Origin of the sequence: Aeromonas rivipollensis (assembly GCF_037811135.1) — a bacterium.
GTDB lineage: Bacteria > Pseudomonadota > Gammaproteobacteria > Enterobacterales > Aeromonadaceae > Aeromonas > Aeromonas rivipollensis.
Window position 1 is genome coordinate 1037299 of sequence record NZ_CP149130.1, and the last position, 18827, is coordinate 1056125.

Annotated in this window: 18 protein-coding genes, 1 tRNA gene and 1 other annotated feature; of the genes, 6 read left to right on the top strand and 13 right to left on the bottom strand. The window is 57.4% G+C overall.

The genetic code is table 11. The annotated features are described in order from the left end of the window. Positions 1-50 precede the first annotated feature (50 nt). Genes WIR04_RS04820 through WIR04_RS04835 form a run of 4 tightly spaced genes read left to right on the top strand, consistent with a single transcriptional unit; the run spans position 51 to position 6807 of the window. Positions 51-1940: a site-specific DNA-methyltransferase gene (locus WIR04_RS04820; protein WP_338890890.1), complete on the top strand. Its 1890-nt coding sequence runs from the start codon at positions 51-53 to the stop codon at positions 1938-1940. 10 nt (positions 1941-1950) lie between these two features. Then, positions 1951-3075, top strand: a complete 1125-nt coding sequence (locus WIR04_RS04825; protein ID WP_338890892.1) for an AAA family ATPase — start codon at positions 1951-1953, stop codon at positions 3073-3075. Then, the gene (locus WIR04_RS04830) at positions 3068-3745 is read left to right on the top strand and encodes a DUF4276 family protein (protein WP_338890895.1); all 678 of its coding nucleotides are present in this window, start codon (positions 3068-3070) and stop codon (positions 3743-3745) included. Before WIR04_RS04825 ends, WIR04_RS04830 begins: the two co-directional genes overlap by 8 nt. 2 nt (positions 3746-3747) lie before the next feature. Continuing rightward, on the top strand, positions 3748-6807 hold the full coding sequence (locus tag WIR04_RS04835; protein ID WP_338890897.1) for a type III restriction-modification system endonuclease: 3060 nt from the start codon (positions 3748-3750) through the stop codon (positions 6805-6807). Between the two features lie 163 nt (positions 6808-6970). On the opposite strand, the gene WIR04_RS04840 is transcribed toward WIR04_RS04835, so the two are convergent. From WIR04_RS04840 to WIR04_RS04895, 12 genes are all read right to left on the bottom strand, one after another. Then, positions 6971-7315 (bottom strand): type IV toxin-antitoxin system YeeU family antitoxin, encoded by a 345-nt coding sequence (locus WIR04_RS04840; protein ID WP_201035550.1) that lies wholly within the window; start codon positions 7313-7315, stop codon positions 6971-6973. A gap of 92 nt (positions 7316-7407) precedes the next feature. Further along, entirely contained in the window at positions 7408-7905 is a 498-nt protein-coding gene (gene radC / locus WIR04_RS04845) for a RadC family protein (protein ID WP_338890902.1), read from the bottom strand. Between the two features lie 109 nt (positions 7906-8014). Further along, entirely contained in the window at positions 8015-8440 is a 426-nt protein-coding gene (locus WIR04_RS04850) for a DUF2787 family protein (RefSeq protein ID WP_338890904.1), read from the bottom strand. Positions 8441-8490: 50 nt separating this feature from the next. Then, positions 8491-9069 (bottom strand): lecithin retinol acyltransferase family protein, encoded by a 579-nt coding sequence (locus WIR04_RS04855; RefSeq protein WP_338890906.1) that lies wholly within the window; start codon positions 9067-9069, stop codon positions 8491-8493. An 80-nt stretch (positions 9070-9149) separates the two neighbouring features. After that, positions 9150-9611, bottom strand: a complete 462-nt coding sequence (locus WIR04_RS04860) for an IrmA family protein (RefSeq protein ID WP_338890908.1) — start codon at positions 9609-9611, stop codon at positions 9150-9152. A gap of 61 nt (positions 9612-9672) precedes the next feature. Continuing rightward, complete coding sequence (locus WIR04_RS04865) at positions 9673-10293, bottom strand: hypothetical protein (protein ID WP_338890910.1); 621 nt, start codon at positions 10291-10293, stop codon at positions 9673-9675. Positions 10294-10348: 55 nt separating this feature from the next. After that, positions 10349-10897, bottom strand: a complete 549-nt coding sequence (locus WIR04_RS04870) for a recombinase family protein (protein ID WP_163148286.1) — start codon at positions 10895-10897, stop codon at positions 10349-10351. A 264-nt stretch (positions 10898-11161) separates the two neighbouring features. Next, complete coding sequence (locus WIR04_RS04875) at positions 11162-12106, bottom strand: hypothetical protein (protein ID WP_338890912.1); 945 nt, start codon at positions 12104-12106, stop codon at positions 11162-11164. Further along, on the bottom strand, positions 12103-13089 hold the full coding sequence (locus tag WIR04_RS04880) for a lambda-exonuclease family protein (RefSeq protein ID WP_338890914.1): 987 nt from the start codon (positions 13087-13089) through the stop codon (positions 12103-12105). The genes WIR04_RS04875 and WIR04_RS04880 overlap by 4 nt, the downstream gene beginning before the upstream one ends. An 85-nt stretch (positions 13090-13174) precedes the next feature. Continuing rightward, positions 13175-14128: a DUF932 domain-containing protein gene (locus WIR04_RS04885; protein ID WP_338890915.1), complete on the bottom strand. Its 954-nt coding sequence runs from the start codon at positions 14126-14128 to the stop codon at positions 13175-13177. Between the two features lie 211 nt (positions 14129-14339). Then, positions 14340-14416: transfer RNA gene (locus WIR04_RS04890), tRNA-Arg, on the bottom strand. A 50-nt stretch (positions 14417-14466) separates the two neighbouring features. Continuing rightward, a complete protein-coding gene (locus tag WIR04_RS04895; protein ID WP_338890917.1) occupies positions 14467-15621 on the bottom strand; it encodes a flagellar assembly protein FlgT in 1155 nt (384 codons plus the stop codon). Between the two features lie 285 nt (positions 15622-15906). On the opposite strand from WIR04_RS04895, the gene WIR04_RS04900 reads away from it, so the two are divergent. Next, entirely contained in the window at positions 15907-16527 is a 621-nt protein-coding gene (locus tag WIR04_RS04900; protein ID WP_338890919.1) for a FlgO family outer membrane protein, read from the top strand. 13 nt (positions 16528-16540) lie between these two features. Further along, the gene (locus WIR04_RS04905) at positions 16541-16966 is read left to right on the top strand and encodes an LPP20 family lipoprotein (RefSeq protein ID WP_010673311.1); all 426 of its coding nucleotides are present in this window, start codon (positions 16541-16543) and stop codon (positions 16964-16966) included. Between the two features lie 399 nt (positions 16967-17365). On the opposite strand, the gene pheA is transcribed toward WIR04_RS04905, so the two are convergent. Beyond that, on the bottom strand, positions 17366-18538 hold the full coding sequence (gene pheA, locus WIR04_RS04910) for a prephenate dehydratase (RefSeq protein ID WP_338890921.1): 1173 nt from the start codon (positions 18536-18538) through the stop codon (positions 17366-17368). Positions 18539-18576: 38 nt separating this feature from the next. Further along, positions 18577-18699 (bottom strand) — a sequence feature (Phe leader region). Positions 18700-18827: the final 128 nt, after the last annotated feature.

An 18827-nucleotide genomic window follows, 5' to 3' on the forward strand; every position in this document is an offset into this window, starting at 1 on the left:
TCGAAACGCCGAGCATGTTTCGGAAGAAGGCACGGCGACGAGAGAGAAACATGGAAAAAATGAAAATGCACTCCCCCAACCTGACTCAAGATAACATTGCCCGTTTGCGCGAGCTGTTTCCGGGCTGCGTGACCGAGGCTAAGGGCGGGGATGGCGCTGTCAAGCTGGCGGTAGATTTTGACCAGCTTCGCCAGGAGCTGGCTGAGTTGGTCGTCGAAGGGCCGCAGGAGCGTTATCACCTGAACTGGCCGGGCAAGCGCGAGGCGCTGCTGACCGCCAATGCCCCCATTGCCAAGACCTTGCGCCCCTGCCGCGAGGAGAGCGTCGATTTTGATACCACCCAGAACCTGTTTATTGAGGGTGATAATCTCGATGCGCTAAAGCTGCTTCAGGAAACCTATCTTGGTAAGATCAAGCTGATCTATATCGACCCGCCCTATAACACAGGCCGCGATTTTATCTACGACGATGATTACAGCGACGATGTGGGCAGCTACTTGGTGCAATCCAACCAGGTCAATGAACAGGGCGCACGACTGGTCGCGAACACGGAAGCCAACGGCCGGTTTCACTCTGACTGGCTGAGCATGATCTATGCCCGGCTTCGGCTGGCACGTAACCTACTCAAAGATGACGGCGTTATCTTCCTTTCCATCGACGATAACGAAGTCGATAACCTGCGCAAGGTATGCAGTGAAATCTTTGGTGAAGATAACTTCATTGCGCAAGTGATTTGGCAGAAGGTCTTCTCGCCCAAGAACAGTGCACGTTGGTTTTCGGAGGATCATGACTATGTTCTCGTATATGCCAAACGAGGAGACTCATGGACCCCACGCCTATTGCCACAAACCGATGAAATGATTGCGCGCTATAAAAACCCGGACAACGATCCTCGGGGACCTTGGACATCCAGTGACTTAGCCGCGCGAAATCGATATGACGCGGGGCTCTATCCCGTGACCTGTCCATCTGGGAGAGAAATTGATGGCCCCCCTAAGGGGCGCTATTGGGCTATAAGTCGTGAGACCTTCAATAGACTGAACGAGGAAAAACGCATTTGGTGGGGGGCTGACGGGAACAACACCCCCCGCTTGAAACGCTTCCTGTCGGATGTCCAGCAAGGCCGTGTTCCGCAAACCCTCTGGCCTTATAAAGAAGTCGGTCACACACAGGATGCCAAGAAGGAGCTGCTTAAATATGTTGAATTCGAGCACACCGAGAACGTGCTGAACTCGGTGAAACCCGTTGAATTACTACAGCGGGTGCTGCAACTGACCGGACAGCCGAATGATGGCGACATCGTGCTCGACTTTTTCAGCGGCAGTGCGTCTACCGCACACGCGGTGCTTAAGCAGAACGCCGAGGATGGCGGCAATCGCCGCTTCATCGGGGTGCAAATTGCTGAGCCCTTGCCGACGCCTGAAAAAAACATGTCGTCCATTTTCGAGATGGGGCTAAAACGTATTCGCAACGTGGCCGATGAACTTCGTGCACAAGCGGGTAGTGACAAGCGTGATTTGGGGTTCCGCGTTCTAAAGATCGATACGTCCAATATGGCCGATGTCTACTACACGCCCGATGCATTGGATAAAGCCAACCTCGATCTGTTTGTGGAGAACATCAAGCCGGATCGCACGCCAGAAGATCTGCTGTTCCAGGTGATGCTGGATTGGGGCGTCGATCTGGCGATGCCGATTGCTAAGGAAAGCATTCAGGGCAAAGAAGTATTCTTTGTCGATGGCAACGACAGCCAGATGGCGCTGGCGGCTTGCTTTGACGCCCACGGCGGTGTCGATGAGGCGTTTGTGAAAGCGCTGGCTCAGCGTCAACCGCTGCGGGTGGTGTTCCGTGATGCGGGCTTTAACAGCAGTGCGGTCAAGATCAACGTCGAGCAGATATTCAAGCTGCTGTCGCCCTCGACCGATGTGAAGTGTATTTAAGGAGGGCGACATGCCAAATAGTCCAACCGTGGGCACCGCATTGGAGCGGCTGACCATTCGGGGATTCAAATCGATTAAGGCGTTGGAGCAGCTTGAGCTCAAGCGCCTGAATGTGATTGTCGGGGCCAACGGTGCCGGCAAGAGCAACCTGATCGCCTTCTTTCGTATGTTGCGCGCCCTGATGGATGGCAACCTTAATCGCTTTGTCCGCGATAGCGGTGGGGCGGGCAATCTGCTGTTCAATGGTCGAAAAGTCACCTCGTCGATGTTTTTCGAGACCCACTTTGGTGCTCGCGGTTACCGTTTTACGCTGGTGCCAACCCCCGGTGATGGCTGTGCGCTTGAATCCGAGGCTCGTTACTACGCAGGGAGTTCTTCCGGCTGGTGGGTTTTGGGAGACAGCAACGACGGCAAGTCGAAGATGGTTGCCGAAGTGCTAGAAAATAGACCTGATGCCCGTTTCTCGCGCCCCGTGTATGAGGCTATCTCCTCCTGGCAGGTCTATCACTTCCACGACACCAGCCAGAGCGCGGGGATGCGCAATTACGAAATCGTGCAGGATAACAAGGTGTTGCGGATGGACGCCGCCAATATCGGCACCTTTTTGCTTAAATTGCGCGATCAACATGGAGATGACTATCGGGCGATCGTCGATGCGGTGCGCCTCGTTACCCCCTTCTTCGATGACTTTATCCTTGAGCCGCGCACCAGCGGCGCACGGGAAGAGGTCAATCTGAGCTGGCTGCAAAAGGGGTCTGACTATCCCATGCAGCCTTATCATCTCTCCGATGGTTCGATTCGCTTTATCTGTCTGGCGACAGCCCTGCTGCAACCCAATCCACCCTCCACCATCATCATCGACGAGCCTGAGCTTGGGCTTCATCCGGCAGCCATCGTCATTCTGGCGGAGTTGATCCAACAGGCTGCCCAGCGTACCCAAGTGATCGTGGCGACTCAATCGCCAGCGTTACTCGATCAATTTGCCATCGACGATATCGTGGTCGCCAATCGTAAAGGGGGCGCTTCGACCTTCGAGCGCCTGAGCGAGCAGGACTATGCCCATTGGCTAGAAAACTACTCGGTGGGTGAGCTTTGGACCAAGAATGTGATCGCCGGGGGCCCGCGCTATGAGTGATTACATCGAGGTCTATGCGGTGGTGGAGGGGCGTAGCGAGCAGATTTTCGTTGAGAAGCTGCTAGCGCCTTATCTGGCCGAGAAGCAGATTTATATTCAGGCGACCCAGGTAAGCAAACCGGGCCAGAAAGGGGGCGATGTGCGTTTTAGTCGCGCCATCAATGATATCGAGGGCTTTCTCAAGCAGCGGCCCGATACCTACGTCACCACGCTGGTCGATTACTACGGTATTAAGGAGTGGCCCGGTCTTGAGAACGTGCCCAAGCGGCAGGCGCCCGCCATTATCGCCGCGCATTTGAATCAAGCGGCCAAGGCCGAAGTGATGAGCCAGTTTGCCGAACAGCAAGCACAGCGGCGTTTTATTCCCTATATGGCGATGCACGAGTTTGAGGCGCTACTGTTTAGTGACAGTGCCATTCTGGCCGACGAGTTGGGTATTGCCGAAGAGCAGGTCCGGCACGTGTTGACCGAATGTGGCGAGCCCGAGGCAATCAATAACGGCCCGACCACCGCCCCCTCTAAGCGGTTGGATGGCTGGTCCCCCAACGGAAAGTTTGCCAAAACGACCAAAGGGATCGCCATTGCCGAGCGGATCGGTATTCCCCAGATGCGGGCACAGTGCCCGCTATTTGACGCCTGGCTCGGTGAATTCGAAGCATTGGTAGGATAAGCATGAAACTCAAATTCAAACACCAGCCCTATCAGGCTCATGCGGTGCAGGCGGTCGTCGATATCTTTAAGGGACAACTCCCGGCCTCCGCTGCCGCCATGAGTTACCGTATCGATCCTGGTAAAGCCAAGAAAGGAACAGAAGATCTCTTTGCGGTGGGCGGTGGCTTCAAAAACGCCGATCTCACGCTTAGCGATACCGCTCTGTTGGACAATATCCATCAGGTGCAGCGGGCACAGAACTTGCCGCTGTCAGATGCCTTGGTCAAGACCAAGGTGGCCAAGCTGAATCTCGACATCGAGATGGAAACAGGCACGGGCAAGACCTACTGCTACATCAAGACGATGTTTGAGCTCAACAAGCAGTATGGCTGGAGCAAGTTCATCATCGTGGTGCCCAGCATTGCCATTCGCGAAGGGGTCGCCAAGTCGCTGGAGATCACCGCCGATCACTTCCTGGAGACCTATCACAAGAAGGCGCGTTTCTTTATCTACAACTCTAAAGAGCCGCACCACTTGGAGAGCTTTTCATCGGATGCCGGTATCAACGTGATGGTGATCAACGTGCAGGCGTTCAATGCGACCGGCAAGGATAATCGCCGCATTTACGAGGTGCTGGATGATTTCCAATCGCGCCGACCGATCGATGTGATCAGCGCCAACCGCCCCATCTTGATCCTGGATGAGCCGCAGAAGATGGAAGGCGGCAAGACGCTGGATTCATTGGTGAATTTCAACCCCTTGATGGTGCTGCGTTACTCCGCTACCCACAAGACCACGCACAACAAGATCCATCGGCTCGATGCGCTCGATGCCTACAACCAGAAGCTGGTGAAGAAGATAGCGGTGCGAGGGATCTCGGTTAAGGGGCTGGCGGGCACCCATGCTTACCTCTATTTGCAGGCCATTGAAATCTCAAACAAAAAGCCGCCGGTGGCGGTGGTGGAGTTCGAGCAAAAGCTGGCTGGTGGCAATATTAAGCGGGTCACCCGCAAGCTCGGCAAGGGAGACAACCTGTTCGATCTTTCCAATGAGCTTGAGCAGTACCGCGATGGGTTCGTGGTGTCTGATATCAATGCTAACAGTGATACCCTGCACTTCACCAATGGTGTTGAGCTGGTGGTGGGTGATGCCATGGGGGATGTGGATGAGGCTGCACTGCGCCGGATCCAGATCCGCGAGGCCATCAAGGCCCACTTCGATAAGGAGGTGGTGCTGTTTAGCCAAGGTGTGAAAGTCTTGACGCTCTTTTTCATCGACGAGGTGGCCAAGTATCGCGATTACAGTGCTAGCGATGAGAAAGGCGAGTATGCCCGGATCTTTGAAGAGGAGTACGCGCTCTATCTGAAGGACCTGCTGCGCTATGAAACTGCCTACACCCAGTATCTGAAAGGCATTCCGGCTGAGAAGACCCATAACGGCTATTTCTCTATCGACAAGAAGACCAAACGTGACGTTGATTCCAAGGTGGCGGCTCGCGGCGAGAATGCGGGTCAGTCCGATGATGTGGACGCCTACGATCTGATCCTCAAAGACAAGGAACGGCTGTTGTCACTGGCTGAGCCGGTGCGGTTTATCTTCTCGCACTCGGCCCTGCGTGAGGGCTGGGACAACCCCAATGTATTTGTGATCTGCGCTCTCAAGCACAGCGACAATACCGTTTCGCGCCGCCAGGAAGTGGGCCGTGGTTTGCGCCTGTCGGTCAATCAGAATGGGGATCGGATGGATCATCCTGCCATCGTTCACGACATCAACGTGCTGACGGTGGTGGCCAGCGAGAGTTACAAAGACTTCGTGGCAGCGCTGCAACGAGATATCAGTGAATCACTGTCGGCACGACCACGGGTTGCGGATAAGGCATTCTTCACTGGAAAAATGGTCACTACACCAACGGGCTCCATTGCCGTGACGGAAGACCAGGCGAGCGATATCGAGTTCTATTTGATCCAAAACGGCTATGTGGACAAGAAGCGCAACGTGACCGAGAAGTACCACCAAGCCAAAAAAAATCACGCCTTGGCCGATTTGCCAGAGGAGCTGGCCCCGCTCGGTGAACAGGTATTCAAGCTGGTGGACAGTGTCTTTAGCGAGAGTCAGTTGCCTGATATTGGGGATGATCGCCGCCCTAAACAGAACCCGCTCAACGCCAACTTCGAGAAGAAGGAATTCAAGGCTCTCTGGGATCGCATCAACCGCAAGGCTGCCTACAGCGTCGAGTTTAATTCGGACGAGCTGGTGCAGAAGACGATTGCGGTGCTTAACAGCAAGGGCTCAGACGGATTGAAGGTCACGCCGTTGCAATACACCATCCAACAGGGTGAGCAGATTGGTTCGGTTACCTACGATGGTCTTCAGGAAGGCAATGCCTTTAAGTTGAAGAGTACAGAAACCCTGGCTAACCACACCTCTATCCATTCTGTGGTGAAATACGACCTGATCGGCAAGCTGGCAGAGGGGACGCAGCTCACCCGTCGCACTGTCGCACAGATGCTCAAGGGACTCGATGCTGATGTATTTGCTCAGTTCAGGACCAACCCGGAGAGCTTCATCGCTGAGGCCATTCGCCTCATCAACGAGCAGAAAGCCACGGTGATCATCGAGCACTTGGCCTATGACCCGACGGAAGACAAGTTCGAGCTGGATATCTTCACGACCGGCCAGAGCAAGCAGGATTTCAGCAAGGCCGGAGAGAAGCTCAAGCGGCATATCTACGACTATGTGGTGACGGATTCCAACATCGAACGGGAGTTCGTCAAAGAACTGGATGCGAGTAATGAAGTGGTGGTCTACGCCAAGCTGCCCCGTGGCTTCTTGATCCCGACGCCAGTCGGCGACTATAACCCCGACTGGGCTATCTCGTTCAAGGAAGGGTCGGTCAAGCACATCTACTTCGTGGCCGAAACCAAGGGATCTATATCGTCAATGGATCTACGGGAGATCGAGAAAACCAAGATCAAATGCGCCCGCAAGTTCTTCGACGAGATGAACCGCCGCTTCGCTCCGGAAAATGTGAAGTACGACGTGGTCGATAGTTTCGGCAAGTTGATGGCGGTGGTGAAGTAATTGGGCTAGATCCCCCCATTTACTGAGCCGCGCATCGCGCAGGTGAAAAAAAGAAGAGCCAGACCGAGTTCAATCGGTCTGGCTCTTCTCATGTAGTTGCTACCGCTAAATGGTTGAATTTCAGCTAGTCAGTTTCAGGGCAAGGGCACCCTCTGTGTCGGCTTTACGCCTCTGTGGCTCGAGCACTGTCGTCTGCTTGCCGGTAGACATCCAGATAGAGGTAACCATAGCTGGCCCTTGGATTGGCCAGGCAGACCCATTCCCCTTGCCTCAATGTCACCAATTTGTCCTGGTCGCTCAGCAATTCCCCTTGCCGAAAGAGGCTGCCAAGGCGCTCAATAAACCCCGGTAAAACGGTGTCGATGTCGGTGAGCCACTGCTCGTCAGCCTCGCCATAGACGCCACTGCGATCCCAGAGTAGGGAGACTCCGCTTCGTTCGACAATGGCCCGTGCGCCAAAACGGGGCTGAACCTGGGTATGTAATCCCCAACTGCCTATTGTGCTCATGTTCTTTACTCCAAATGAGGGTGGGTCCTTGCACAGGTCATCGCAGACCATGCTCATTACTCCTGAAAAGGACGGCCTGACCGGCGCAACCGTTACAAATGCCCGCGCTCTGCCAGCGACACCACGCCTTCCGCCCCCACCACCAGATGATCCAGCGTACGGATATCGACCAGCGCTAGGGCGCTTTGCAGTCGCTGGGTGATCTCGATATCTGCCCGGCTGGGCTCCGGGTAACCCGAGGGGTGGTTGTGGACCAGCATCAGCGCGGCGGCATTGTGGTGCAGCGCCCGCTTTACCACGTCGCGGGGGTAGACAGTCGCGGCGGAGAGGGTGCCGAGAAACAACTCCTCGTAGGCCAAGATCCGGTGCTGGTTATCGAGGAACAGTGCGGCGAACACTTCGCGATCCCGCGTTTGCAGCAGCCCTTGTAGCGCTTGGTGGGCCAGGTGTTTGTCGGTGAGGGCTACGCCTTTGGCGAGCTTCTGGCGGGCCAACGCCTGGGCGATGGTGAGCAAGTCGTCGTCGGTGACTAAGTCGTTCACCCGATAGGTGCCGGGTTGCTCCCCGGCGGTGAGTTTCTGATGCAACATGATTGATCCTCCAAAGCGCTCGCCCCACTGGCCGATGGGCCGGTGGGGTGTGCTTTTTTGCGATAAAGGGGGGATTGCGGTGAGTGGGTCAGCGGATTACCGATACTTCCTAGTTCTCGCTGACGGTGACGCTGAAGCACTCCAGCCCGCAGTAGGTGATGAAGTTTCGCTGCCACAGCGCGAATAGCTCTCGCGCCTCTGCCAGCTGTAGCGGCCCCCAGCCCTGCATAAAGTGCTCGCCGTCGAGAAGGTTGAAATCGAGCTCCCTGCAGAGCTCGGCATCCTGCCCGAGCCCCTGATAACTGAAGTCGGTGACGTAATCGAACAGCCTGTCGTCGAGACCACGTACCAAGCGGATCTCGACCGGATGAATGCCGCCTTGCTCAGCGCTGTAACCGGGGTTGCGGAAGTTGAAGGTGAGCTGGGTGCAGCGGTTTAGGTAGAGCTCGGTGCGCTCTGCTTCCTGGCTGAGCAGGATCAGCAGCGCCTGACTCACGGGCAGGCTGATGCCGTCCCGGTTGAAGATGATGGCCATGGGATTGTTCCTTGCGTGGTGATGAAGTGGTTGAGCGACGAATGAAGGGGTTAGTCATCGGTGAGCCATTGGAATAACCGGTGTGTGCCATAGGCGACCGCAACGCCCACGGCCAGCGGTGCCCATGCCGGGGCGCTGATGGCGGTGACAGACAAGATGGTGCCGCTGGTCGCCGGAACGCTGGCCAAGCTGGCGGAGGCCCCCATCAAGGCGCTGGTGACGGCCTGACTGCCTTGGCTGGATTTAAGCAACTGGCTGCCGGTGGCCGCGAGGGCGGTGGTGGCCTGGTTCACCTGGGGTGAGCTGTACCGGTCCTCGATGCACCACAGGACGAAGTGTTCGCAGTTGTTGAAGAGCAGGTGATAGTCCTGCTCGCCCAAGCGGGAGAACGCCCGTGCCACGCATTCTTCCGGGCTGAACGGACGGCTTGGGTGAGAGAGCACCTGTAGCGGCTGCTCGCCGTGAAAATCATCGAGCGAGCACAGCACAATTTGGCCCGTTTGACCATCGTTGGCAAACGGTCCCTGGTAGTGGATCACCTGCCTGTCGCCGACATAGAGACCGTGGTGGCTGTAGCCGAGGCGCTGGACGGCGAGGTGGTCGCCGAGGGTGAGAGGGGGCATGGTCATAGCGGTTCCTTATGAACTGAAAATGAAAAAGGGCGTCACCACATGGTGACGCCCTTTAGTGTTATTTTTTGATGAGCAGGCTAATTGCTGCCCACGGTGATTTTCAGGGGTTGATGAAACTCGGGGGTAAAGGTTGATATTGGTAGTCTGGTGACTTGATTGTTTTCAAGTACCTCCGTCGCTTGGATAATGACGATGGACTTGGCCTGCTCTACCTGCCCGCAATCTACCTCGGTAAATCCCTCACTATATTGCGTGGCAGTACTCCCGCCGAACGGCTCTACTTCCAGTGTCGATTCGGCCAGGGCCTTGCCATTTTGGTCGTTAAACTGCAGCGTGACATACAAGCGGCCAAATTCATCGGCGCCACCACTGTCCAAGGAAAAGTGGAAGGCACAGATGCCCTGATTGGCGTAGACGGTGTCGGTATGTTGGATAGCGATGTGGCGCTGTGCATCGGCAATACAGACTGTACTCCAAAGCAATCCGCTGACTAACAGCGTGACGAGTGTGTTGCTTGGTCCTATGTTAATTGATCTCATCGTTTCCTCTTTGGAGATACTCCTCCATTTTGGTTCATGGGTATGTGGTCAAAGCTAGCACTTAACAATTTCCAGTTTGCCGACAAAGTTCTTTCAATGTCTGTTCTCCAACCCACTGCTGCAGGGCTCTATCCTTCTCTTTTTGCTTGGCCTTTATCGTATTGAGTTGTTGCTTGTTTATACAGTTTTCAGGCAGTGTCATTAATATCTCAGGTTTTATCGGTCCAGATTCTTTATCATCTGACTTGCCGTATGACTTAATGCCAAGATACTGTTGACGCTCGAATTCAAGCCAATATCCAGAATCCACTATTGATATATAACATCCCTTCCCCTTATCTTCTCCTTGATAAATAATTCGCAAATCTGATCGAGCGCCACTTCGTGTTTTTAATTTCATTAATGACAAGGTCTTTTTTTTCTTGTCAGCAAGAAACATCGGCATGTCAGGATCGTGACGTAGTAGTGCATATTTTGTCCATGGATATTGGTTTATTACATCCCCATTCCATAGAAGTGCATTATGCATCCTGTTATCATTGAAGCCGTCCGAGGACTGCCAACCATCCGCTTTCATAGCTGCCCAGGTATCATACCTTCCGGTTATGTTAGAATCGTCTGCACTGGTTGCAGTTAACCAAAGTCCACTTGATAAAATAATTATTTTTAGTATCGCTTTCATTATTTTTCTTCCTTGGTGTTGAATACAAAGCAATGAGCCAGTAGGCTTCCCGGCGTTATTTTTCTGTTGTCCTGAGGATGCGTTGCACACTGGAAACGCTGATCCCCGTCCGTCTTGCAACTTCGGCTCTGGGTAGCCCTCGCTCGACCAAGGCCAGCACCTCTTCCCCTTTCGCCATGGCTGTGGGTTTGCGGCCCTTATAGACCCCGCGTTGCTTGGCGAGCTCAATTCCCTCGGCTTGGCGTTCCAGCATCAGCTCCCGCTCGAAGGTGGCGATGGCGCCGATCATGGTCAGCATCAACTTGCCGGTCGGGGTTGAGGTGTCGACGCCTAGGTTCAAGATGCGCAGGGCCACTTGTCGCTGTTGCAGGTACTCCGAAATTTCCAACAGGTGGCGAGTGTTGCGTGCCAGGCGATCCAGCTTGGTCACCATCACCACATCCCCCTCATTCACACAATCCAACAGCAGGGCGAGTTGGGGCCGGTCATCGCTGGCGCCGCTCACCTTCTCTTGGAAAATCTTGCTGCACTCGGCCAGCGCTTGAAGCTGGGTATCCAGGCTCTGGCCTACCGTGCTCACGCGTGCATAACCTACCAGTGCCATGGTCTCCTCCCGGTCAATAGGGCAAGGTACACTGACACCCCAGGTCAAAAGCCTCAAAGAGACCTTATTGACCTGAAAAGGGTGGGAAATAGCTGAAAAAGGTGCCTATTTCGTGAGGGTCAATAGGGCTTGATCTATTGACCCCAAACCAGTGATGGGAATACGCGGCGGGCCGTTTTGTGACAGACGTCCCGTCGTGAGGTCGCAACCTAACGCATCGCTACGAATTGATTTGAAAGGATTTAACGTTCGGTAATGCCGGGCTCAGGCATGGGATGACGAAGGGTCAGCACCGTTGCCTAGCTTGTTGGTCAAGGGGGAGGGGCGAGGGCGGGAGCGTGCTGGCGTCGTTACTGCTGCTGTTGCCACCGGCGGTGAGGCTGATGATGCTTCGCCCGTTTCTGGCTCGGGATAGAACTCCTCCAGCAACAGCGGCACCTCTTCATCTACCTCCTCAAATTGGCCGTTACGCAGCAGCGCCCGCGCGACAGCTTCCATTTCGCTAATCGTCACTCCCGCCTCTTCATCCAGCATCGCTGCCTGCCTTGCCTGCTCGACAGCGTCGGTCAGGGTCAGCTCATCGCGCAGGGTCAGGTCCACGTAGTAGACCGGGGTGCGGTAGGACTGGGTGGTGCTCTTGGCCCGCAGCCGCAGGGTGAGCGGTAGATAGCGGGTCAGGCCGCCACTCACCGCCTCCAGGTACTTGAGCCGCGCCGCCAAGGTGCGTACCGAGTTGTAGCCAGTGGTGCGAAAGATAAAGCTGCCCAGCTCATCCCCCTGTCCCTCCACAAACAGGTTCAGTCGCCCATACAGCTTGCAGCCCTGCTGCCCACCATAGGCGCAGCGTTCCGGGCCGGGGCAGCCGACCTCTTCCACCCCCTGTGCGCCGACGCGTCTCGCTACTTCCCCGTTGCCGACGCAGAGCGGCCTGCCAGTTTGGCGGTCGAAAGCGCTGTATTCCGCTCGCAGGTTCAGGTCGCTGTCGTTGAACAGCACCCGTACCGGGATTGCACGGATCTTGGCGTGCTCATGTCCCTGAGCAAACTGTTGGTGTAAGGGATGGAGCAGCCATCCTCCTTTCTGTTGAACCTGAGTGGTGAGGGTGAAGCTGTCGTCCTTCTCCGGCACCCATTTATCGTTTTTCTGCACCAGCTTGCCGATGCAGATCCGCCCGATCACGGGTGGGGTAATAGCCAGTCCTTTGATCATGATGTTTGCCTCTGGGATTGAATGGTGAAGCGGCGAATGCCGGGCACCGGTTTGACGTAATGGCTGAGCAGATCGGGGTGATCCTGCCCAAGCCGCTCCAGATCCGGTGCCAACCTATCTTTGCTGCGTTTCCAGGTGATCTTGCCGTTCGCGAACAGCCCGGCGGTGGCTTCACCCAGGGTGGCTTGCAGTCGCTGCTTGATCAGGGACTCCTGTTGCTCGACCACTTCCTTTTGTTCCCGCAGTTGCAGCAGTTGCCCGAACAACTGGTTGAACTCGGGGGAGTCGGAGAGATCGACTGTTTGGCCGTCGTCGCGGGGGAACAGCCAGCCCAGTGCGGCGGCGGCATCGCTGGAACCGTCGGGCTCGGGTTGCCAGTCTTGCCGCACCAGCTGCCAGAACTGCGCTTCCCGCCGGATAAGATCGCCGATCTTCTCCTCGTCGCGCTCGATGCGGTAGATCCGAAAATCCTGACCGCCGATGAGCACCGCCACCTCGGCCCAGGCATGGCCGGTGACGGCGAGTTGATGCAGTACCTGACACTGATAGGCGACCGGTACGCCTTCCTCCCACTGGGGGGCACTGTGATAGCTGGCGGTCTTGATCTCCAGAATGCCGGGACCATCGGGGTGGCCGACCACCTCCCGATCGAGGTTGGCGAGCATAAAGGTATGCTCGGGATGCTGGAGTACCGCATTGACCCGGCGCACCTTGTAGCCGGTGCGCTTGGCGTAGACCTTTGCCAATACCGGCTCCAGCTCGGCACCCCACAACACCGCCTCTTTCTGAGAGATATCGTCCGGTGCCTTGCGCGCCGTTTTCTCAAGCCACAACGTCAATGGGCATTTGTAAGGGGAGAGGCCGACCGCCACGGCGGCATCGGAAGAGCCGATCCCCAGCTGGCGGATATCCAGCCATTGCTCGCGGGTCAGTTCAGTGGTAGAGGCCAGTCGCCGGGCTTGGCCATAGGTTTTTGCTTTCATAGAGGCTCCTTGTTGACGGCATAAGTCCCCCCGCCCGGCCGAATGGCCGGGTTGGGGTGTGTCGGGATATAAAGAGGGAGGTGAGCTATTGCAGCAGGGTGAGCGCTTGATTGAGGGCTCTGGACTTGAGTTGGGATCCTTGGCCGAACCAGGCCGAATCGAGGCGATAATCCTGACTACGGGCGCGGCGATGGTGATCCACATATTCCGTCACCGCATTGACCAGACCCCAGGCGGTATTTTGGGAACTGGCGAGATCCGAGCCCATGCCCGCGCCTTGATAGAGTTCGTGGAGCTGTTGGACCGGACGGGTGAGGATGATTTGGTTATCGGCATCCAGCGGTTGGGCCAGCAGATCGCTAAAGAAGCGCAATGCTTCTTCTGGCGCGACAGGACGCTGCGCCAAGGCCTTGGTCTGTGACTTGAACTCATCCCAGTGAGAAAGCCCTAGCCCCAGCGCCTCTTTCACTGCAGCAGCATCGAACTGAGTGGAATGGGGGACCTTGATAGCGCCAGTGCTATCCCGTAGCGCCATTTGGAGTGTGTTGTTGCAGACCACCCGTAGCGAAGTGAACTGGGCAGTAGTACAGAGGGTGCCATCACAACTGGTGGCGAGCAGCAGATAGGATTTCACTACGTCCCTACCCTTAAGCTTCATATCCTGGCCGGTCTTGGCCAGTGCCCACAGCTTGCGACCGCCCTTGAGCGAGCCCGCCGTCTCTAATTCAAATCCACCAACTTCCACCAAGTCTTGGTAGAAGTGCAGCACCTCGTGGGGTTGCACCACGTTGTAGCGCCGGGAGACTACAGAGAGGGGCTCCAGATTATCTGAGCGGTAGAGCACCTTACTGTCGGCATAGGGGCGGATATGCAGGGCATCGGAGGCGACATTAAACATCACGTCGCTCTGCTCAATGGTCCAATTCATCCCGGCAGCTTGTAGCCAGATATCAAGAGATTGTTGTGAGGGCAAGATATTGCCGAGGCCATGCCACGGAGTCAGGCCGGTGTAGGCCATGGTGTCGATCAGGTGTGCCATAGGGATATCTCCAATGAAAAAGGGACTGCACAGAGCAGTCCCTTGGATAGGTTCATGGAGGTAACATATATCTGAAAATGATTGTAATGAGTCTTATTTCTTATTTGTGCTGGGTGCCTATACCTTGTTGGCTGTGGTACCCCGTGTGGTACCCCGAGCCCAAAACGACCAAGGGGTTAGCATCATGACGATGCTAACCCCTTGTTTTGTATGGCGTTCCCGACTGGAGTCGAACCAGTGGCCTGTCCCTTAGGAGGGGACCGCTCTATCCTGCTGAGCTACGGGAACCTTGTGGCGGGCATTATACAAGAAGCATTGTGCTTTTAAACCCTTGATTCCTATTCCAATACGGCCAGATCACCGATTTGGACATTAAATGGCGAATATTTGTTCTGACTGCTGATGATGGCGCCATCCTCGAACACCTGCACCACCTCGAACAGGCCGTCGGCGGGGTTGCGCATCACCCTGGACTTGCCATAGGGGTCGATGAAGTCGGCGCTGTGCTGGACTCGGAACTGATCCCCGAGCTTGACCCCGTTGCGACGCCCCAGACTGATGTGGGGGCCCCGTTCGTGCTGGGCGACGATGCGGGCGGTGACGGGGGCGCAGGCGAGCTCGGCGATGATGTCCTGGGCCGCTTCCTTCAGTTGGTAGCTCACCTCCTGGCCGTAGCTGGACTGCCAGAACTGGCCGCTGTTGCTGCCTACCTGCTCCCGTCTGGAGAAGGTCCAGTTGGCCCGACCCTGATACTCCTTGCGCCCGAGCAGGCTGCCGTTGATGCCGTCGAACAGGTAGAGCTGCATGCGGAAGTTGCGGATCGGGTCTTCATACCAGCTGGTCAGCTGGTTGCCCTGGGGCTCGAGGGAGAGATCGTCGATGCTGCCGAGCACCAGATACTGGCTGTCGGTGCGCAGGCTCAGGGCCTTGATCTCCTCGAGGGCGCTGCGATCCCCCTGCTGCAGGTGGAGCGGGTCGATGCGCAGGTTCTCGTCCAGCCACTGGCGGGCGACCACCCCCTGGGGCGCCGCCGCCAGGGTCTCGAACAGGCGGCGGGAGAGATCCGCCGGCATGTCGTCGAGGGCGCCGGTGCTCGCCTGATCCGGGTAGCGCATGCGCAGGCGTACCAGCGTCAAATCCTTGGCGTAGTGCTGGGTCTGGCAGATCTGGCGCTCGGCCTGGATGTCGGCCACCAGGGTGATGTACATGCGGCCGTTGCGCACCTCCTCGCGCTTGAGGCGGTACTGGCGGATGTCGCCGCCGGAGCGGATCTGGATCTGCTCCGAGCGCAGGCTGCCGTTTTCCAGGCGCTGGATGCTGGAGACGGACGCGCCGCTGGCCAGCAGGGCCTGGCGCAGCGCATCCCGGGTCGCCTGCTCGCGGGCATAGACCTCGTCGCCTCCCAGAATGGCGGCACTGCCCTGCGCCTCTATGAGCTCGGCGCGGGCCGACAGACTGGCCAGCAGCAGGGTTGACAGCAGCACAACTTTCATAACGTACACCTTGAATAGATGAACCCCTCTTGCGCCCCAGGGGGCGGGTGAGCGGCTTCATGGACACTGGCCTGGTTTGCACCGGGTGCGCAAATAAAAGCAAGATCCATGCCTTGTTCCGGTGAAAGAGTGCGCGGCTCGCCGCATTTCCCGATCCCAGCCTCTTTATTGGCGCCGTCCAGGGCCCTCTGGCGGATCATCGGGCGATCCTTGGCGCATTCCCGTCTCAAGTGTTGGCCGCTGCGACCGATAACAAGTCAGGTGTAGATACAGGAACAGGTATCCATGAACAGAATTATCACGGCGCTGGCAGTTGCGCTGGCGCTGGCCGGCTGCGGCTCGGCCGACCCCATCAACCGGGAGCAAGGGGATCCCCGGCAGGCGGCCAAGGGGATGGAGCTCAACTGGCTGGTGGCCCGCATGACGGATCAGCTGATGGAGCGCAAGTCTCTCACCACCCTGAGCGAGCCCATCGCCGTCGCCTCCTTCGTCGATCTCGACACCCTGAAGGACACCAACTGGATGGGTTTGCAGATCGAGGAGAGCTTCATCTACGAGCTGAACCGGCGTGGGGAAGTAGTGGTGGACTTCAAGACCACGGGCAGCATTCAAGTGACCCCCAGTGGCGACTTCGTGATGAGCCGTAACTACCGGGATCTCTCCGCCCGTCTGCCCATCTCCCGGATCCTGACCGGCACCTTCAGCCGCAATCAGCAGGGGATCCTGGTCAATGCCCGGATCATCGATCTGCGTACCAAGATGGTGGAGACCACGGCCCAGAGCCTGATCCCGCAACAATATCTGTCCGGCGCCAGCAACTCCTTTGGCCGGGCATCGGTCAACCGGGGTTACCTGATGCGGGGCGGCCAGAGCACGTCCGGCCATCTGGTCAACCTGACCCCTTGAGGAGTAGAGAGCGATGAAAATCTTGTTGGGTTGCCTGATGGCAATGTTGCTGACGGCGTGCAGCGGGAACCGGGTGGTGAATTACGACGTGGGGGAGAAGCCAGATGACTTCCCGGTGCTCAAGGCGGTGGGCTACGCGGTGATCGACATCCAGCCCGGCCCCTCCCAGTCGGAGAAGATGCTGCAGGCGATCCGGGCGTCCAAGATGGATGCCTACCGGGAGCTGGCGGAGCAGCTCAACGGCCAGCAGGTGCGCGGCCAGAGCAGCTACAAGGACTTGACCCAGACCTCCAACTCCCTGGATGTGTCTGTGGCCGGCATGGTGCGCGGTGCCCGTGTGGTGGCGACCTATCCCCGTGGCAACACCTATGCCACCGAGCTGGAGCTCGATACCCGCAACCTCTATCACCTGAACCAGCTGATGGCCGGTCAGTTCTAGCGCCAGAAGCAGGACTCCATCCTCTGTCACCTGAACCAGTTGATGGCCGGTCAGTTCTAGCGCCGGAAGCAGGATTCCATCCTCTGTCACCCTGGCTGGCAAGTTATGAGCCAGCCGACAGGGACAACAACAAGGCGAGCCATGGGCTCGCCTTGTTGTTGTCCGGGGGCAGGACGGGGATTGGCGCCCCGTCAGCGTGAGTCTGGGGCCCGGTTGGCGGCCCAAGTCGTATACCTGGAGTGAACGCTGTTAGCTTGTCGTTCAGTTTTTCCGAACGCCCAGTCGGGTGGACTGGGGTGGCCGATGGCGGTCAATGTGGCTGTGGCGCCTCCTGCAGAAGCTGGGAGGCAGAAAAGAGAGAGGCGAGCTTGATGCTCGCCTCTTGCCGTTCGGGGCGACTTAGCTGCCCATCAGTACCGGCGGCACTGCGGTCGGCTTGACGTCTTCGCTCGGGTAGCAGCCCAGCACCTTGACGTAGCGGGTGATCTTGGTCAGCTCCAGCAGGGCGGCCTGCATCTCAGGGGTCTGCAGGTTGGCGGAAACATCCAGATAGAACATCTCTTCCCAGGGGTTGCCCTGCACCGGACGGGATTCCAGCTTGGTCATGTTGATCTCGTGGCTGCGCAGCACCAGCAGCGCCTCCACCAGGGAGCCCGGCTTCTGGGAGGTGGACATGATGAGGGTGGTCTTGGCCGGGATCTGGGGCGCCACGTCGATGGGCTTGCGCGCCACCACGATGAAGCGGCTGTAGTTCTCCTTCTGGTTGGCGAGCTGCTCGGCCAGCACGTCCAGTCCGTAGAGTTCGCCGCCGGCGGCGCTGCCGATGGCGGCCGCATCCGGGCTCCCCAGCTCCTTCACCTTCATCATGGCGCTGGAGGAGGAGTCGCAGATCTCGTGGCGCGCCCCTTCCAGCTTGCTCAGATAGTGGGAGCACTGCTGGAACACCTGGGGGTGGGCGTAGAAGGTCTTGATGCGGGACAGCTCGGTGGGCACGGCGGTGAGGATGCAGTGCTCTATGGGGTAGGTCAGCTCACCGACGATGGAGAGGGTGGTGTGCTGCATCACGTCGTACACCTCGTTGATGGAGCCCGAGCTGGTGTTCTCGATGGGCAGCACCCCGAAGGCGGCGCGCCCCGACTCCACTGTGTCCAGCACCTCGCGGAAGTTCTGGCAGTTCACCTCTATCACCTGATCCTTGTAGCGGGCCAGGTACTTGCGGGCGGCGAGGCTCGAATAAGAGCCGCGCGGTCCCAGGTAGGCGACGCTGGTCATGGGCTCCTGCTGCTGGGGGTTGAGCAGGCTCTGCAGGTAGGCCTGCTGGGAGAGCACGGAGTCTTCGATGATGGTGTGGTAGATGCGGGTGATGTACTGGGCATCCAGTCCGAGTGCACGCCCCTTCTGGATCAGGGCAACCAGCAGGTCCTGCTCCCGTTGGGTGTCGCGGATGGGACGGGGATTGGCCTGCTTGGCTCGGGCAACCTCGATGCTGAGGGTCTTGCGCCTGGCCAGCAGGGCGAGCAGCTCCTGATCCAACTGGGTGATGTCTTGTCTGATCTCGTCGAGCGTTGCCATGGTGGTTCCCTATCCAAATCTTCTGTGGTGGTTGCTGCAAAAAAAAGCCTCCGCTGGGGGAGGCTCGATTCGTCTTTGCTTTCTGTTGATGCGACGACAGGGCCTTCCCTTATGAGGGCCGGATAAACGAGAAAGCAAAGAAGAATGGTGTGTGCATGATCTTGTCCTGAAGGTAACGTCATAACCATTAAGGGATTTGGCACGCCGATGCAAGTAAAACTTGCCCGGGGGCGTTGAACGGGGCAGGGTAGATGGTCGGGATCCATGGCCGAATAAGTGCCACACCGGT

What these genes read in the sequence shown, in the direction of transcription:
- WIR04_RS04820 (WP_338890890.1), top strand. Translation starts at nt 51, where the DNA reads ATGGAAAAAATGAAAATGCACTCCCCCAACCTGACTCAAGATAACATT.
- WIR04_RS04825 (WP_338890892.1), top strand. Translation starts at nt 1,951, where the DNA reads ATGCCAAATAGTCCAACCGTGGGCACCGCATTGGAGCGGCTGACCATT.
- WIR04_RS04830 (WP_338890895.1), top strand. Translation starts at nt 3,068, where the DNA reads ATGAGTGATTACATCGAGGTCTATGCGGTGGTGGAGGGGCGTAGCGAG.
- WIR04_RS04835 (WP_338890897.1), top strand. Translation starts at nt 3,748, where the DNA reads ATGAAACTCAAATTCAAACACCAGCCCTATCAGGCTCATGCGGTGCAG.
- WIR04_RS04840 (WP_201035550.1), bottom strand. Translation starts at nt 7,315, where the DNA reads ATGAGCACAATAGGCAGTTGGGGATTACATACCCAGGTTCAGCCCCGT.
- radC (WP_338890902.1), bottom strand. Translation starts at nt 7,905, where the DNA reads ATGTTGCATCAGAAACTCACCGCCGGGGAGCAACCCGGCACCTATCGG.
- WIR04_RS04850 (WP_338890904.1), bottom strand. Translation starts at nt 8,440, where the DNA reads ATGGCCATCATCTTCAACCGGGACGGCATCAGCCTGCCCGTGAGTCAG.
- WIR04_RS04855 (WP_338890906.1), bottom strand. Translation starts at nt 9,069, where the DNA reads ATGACCATGCCCCCTCTCACCCTCGGCGACCACCTCGCCGTCCAGCGC.
- WIR04_RS04860 (WP_338890908.1), bottom strand. Translation starts at nt 9,611, where the DNA reads ATGAGATCAATTAACATAGGACCAAGCAACACACTCGTCACGCTGTTA.
- WIR04_RS04865 (WP_338890910.1), bottom strand. Translation starts at nt 10,293, where the DNA reads ATGAAAGCGATACTAAAAATAATTATTTTATCAAGTGGACTTTGGTTA.
- WIR04_RS04870 (WP_163148286.1), bottom strand. Translation starts at nt 10,897, where the DNA reads ATGGCACTGGTAGGTTATGCACGCGTGAGCACGGTAGGCCAGAGCCTG.
- WIR04_RS04875 (WP_338890912.1), bottom strand. Translation starts at nt 12,106, where the DNA reads ATGATCAAAGGACTGGCTATTACCCCACCCGTGATCGGGCGGATCTGC.
- WIR04_RS04880 (WP_338890914.1), bottom strand. Translation starts at nt 13,089, where the DNA reads ATGAAAGCAAAAACCTATGGCCAAGCCCGGCGACTGGCCTCTACCACT.
- WIR04_RS04885 (WP_338890915.1), bottom strand. Translation starts at nt 14,128, where the DNA reads ATGGCACACCTGATCGACACCATGGCCTACACCGGCCTGACTCCGTGG.
- WIR04_RS04895 (WP_338890917.1), bottom strand. Translation starts at nt 15,621, where the DNA reads ATGAAAGTTGTGCTGCTGTCAACCCTGCTGCTGGCCAGTCTGTCGGCC.
- WIR04_RS04900 (WP_338890919.1), top strand. Translation starts at nt 15,907, where the DNA reads ATGAACAGAATTATCACGGCGCTGGCAGTTGCGCTGGCGCTGGCCGGC.
- WIR04_RS04905 (WP_010673311.1), top strand. Translation starts at nt 16,541, where the DNA reads ATGAAAATCTTGTTGGGTTGCCTGATGGCAATGTTGCTGACGGCGTGC.
- pheA (WP_338890921.1), bottom strand. Translation starts at nt 18,538, where the DNA reads ATGGCAACGCTCGACGAGATCAGACAAGACATCACCCAGTTGGATCAG.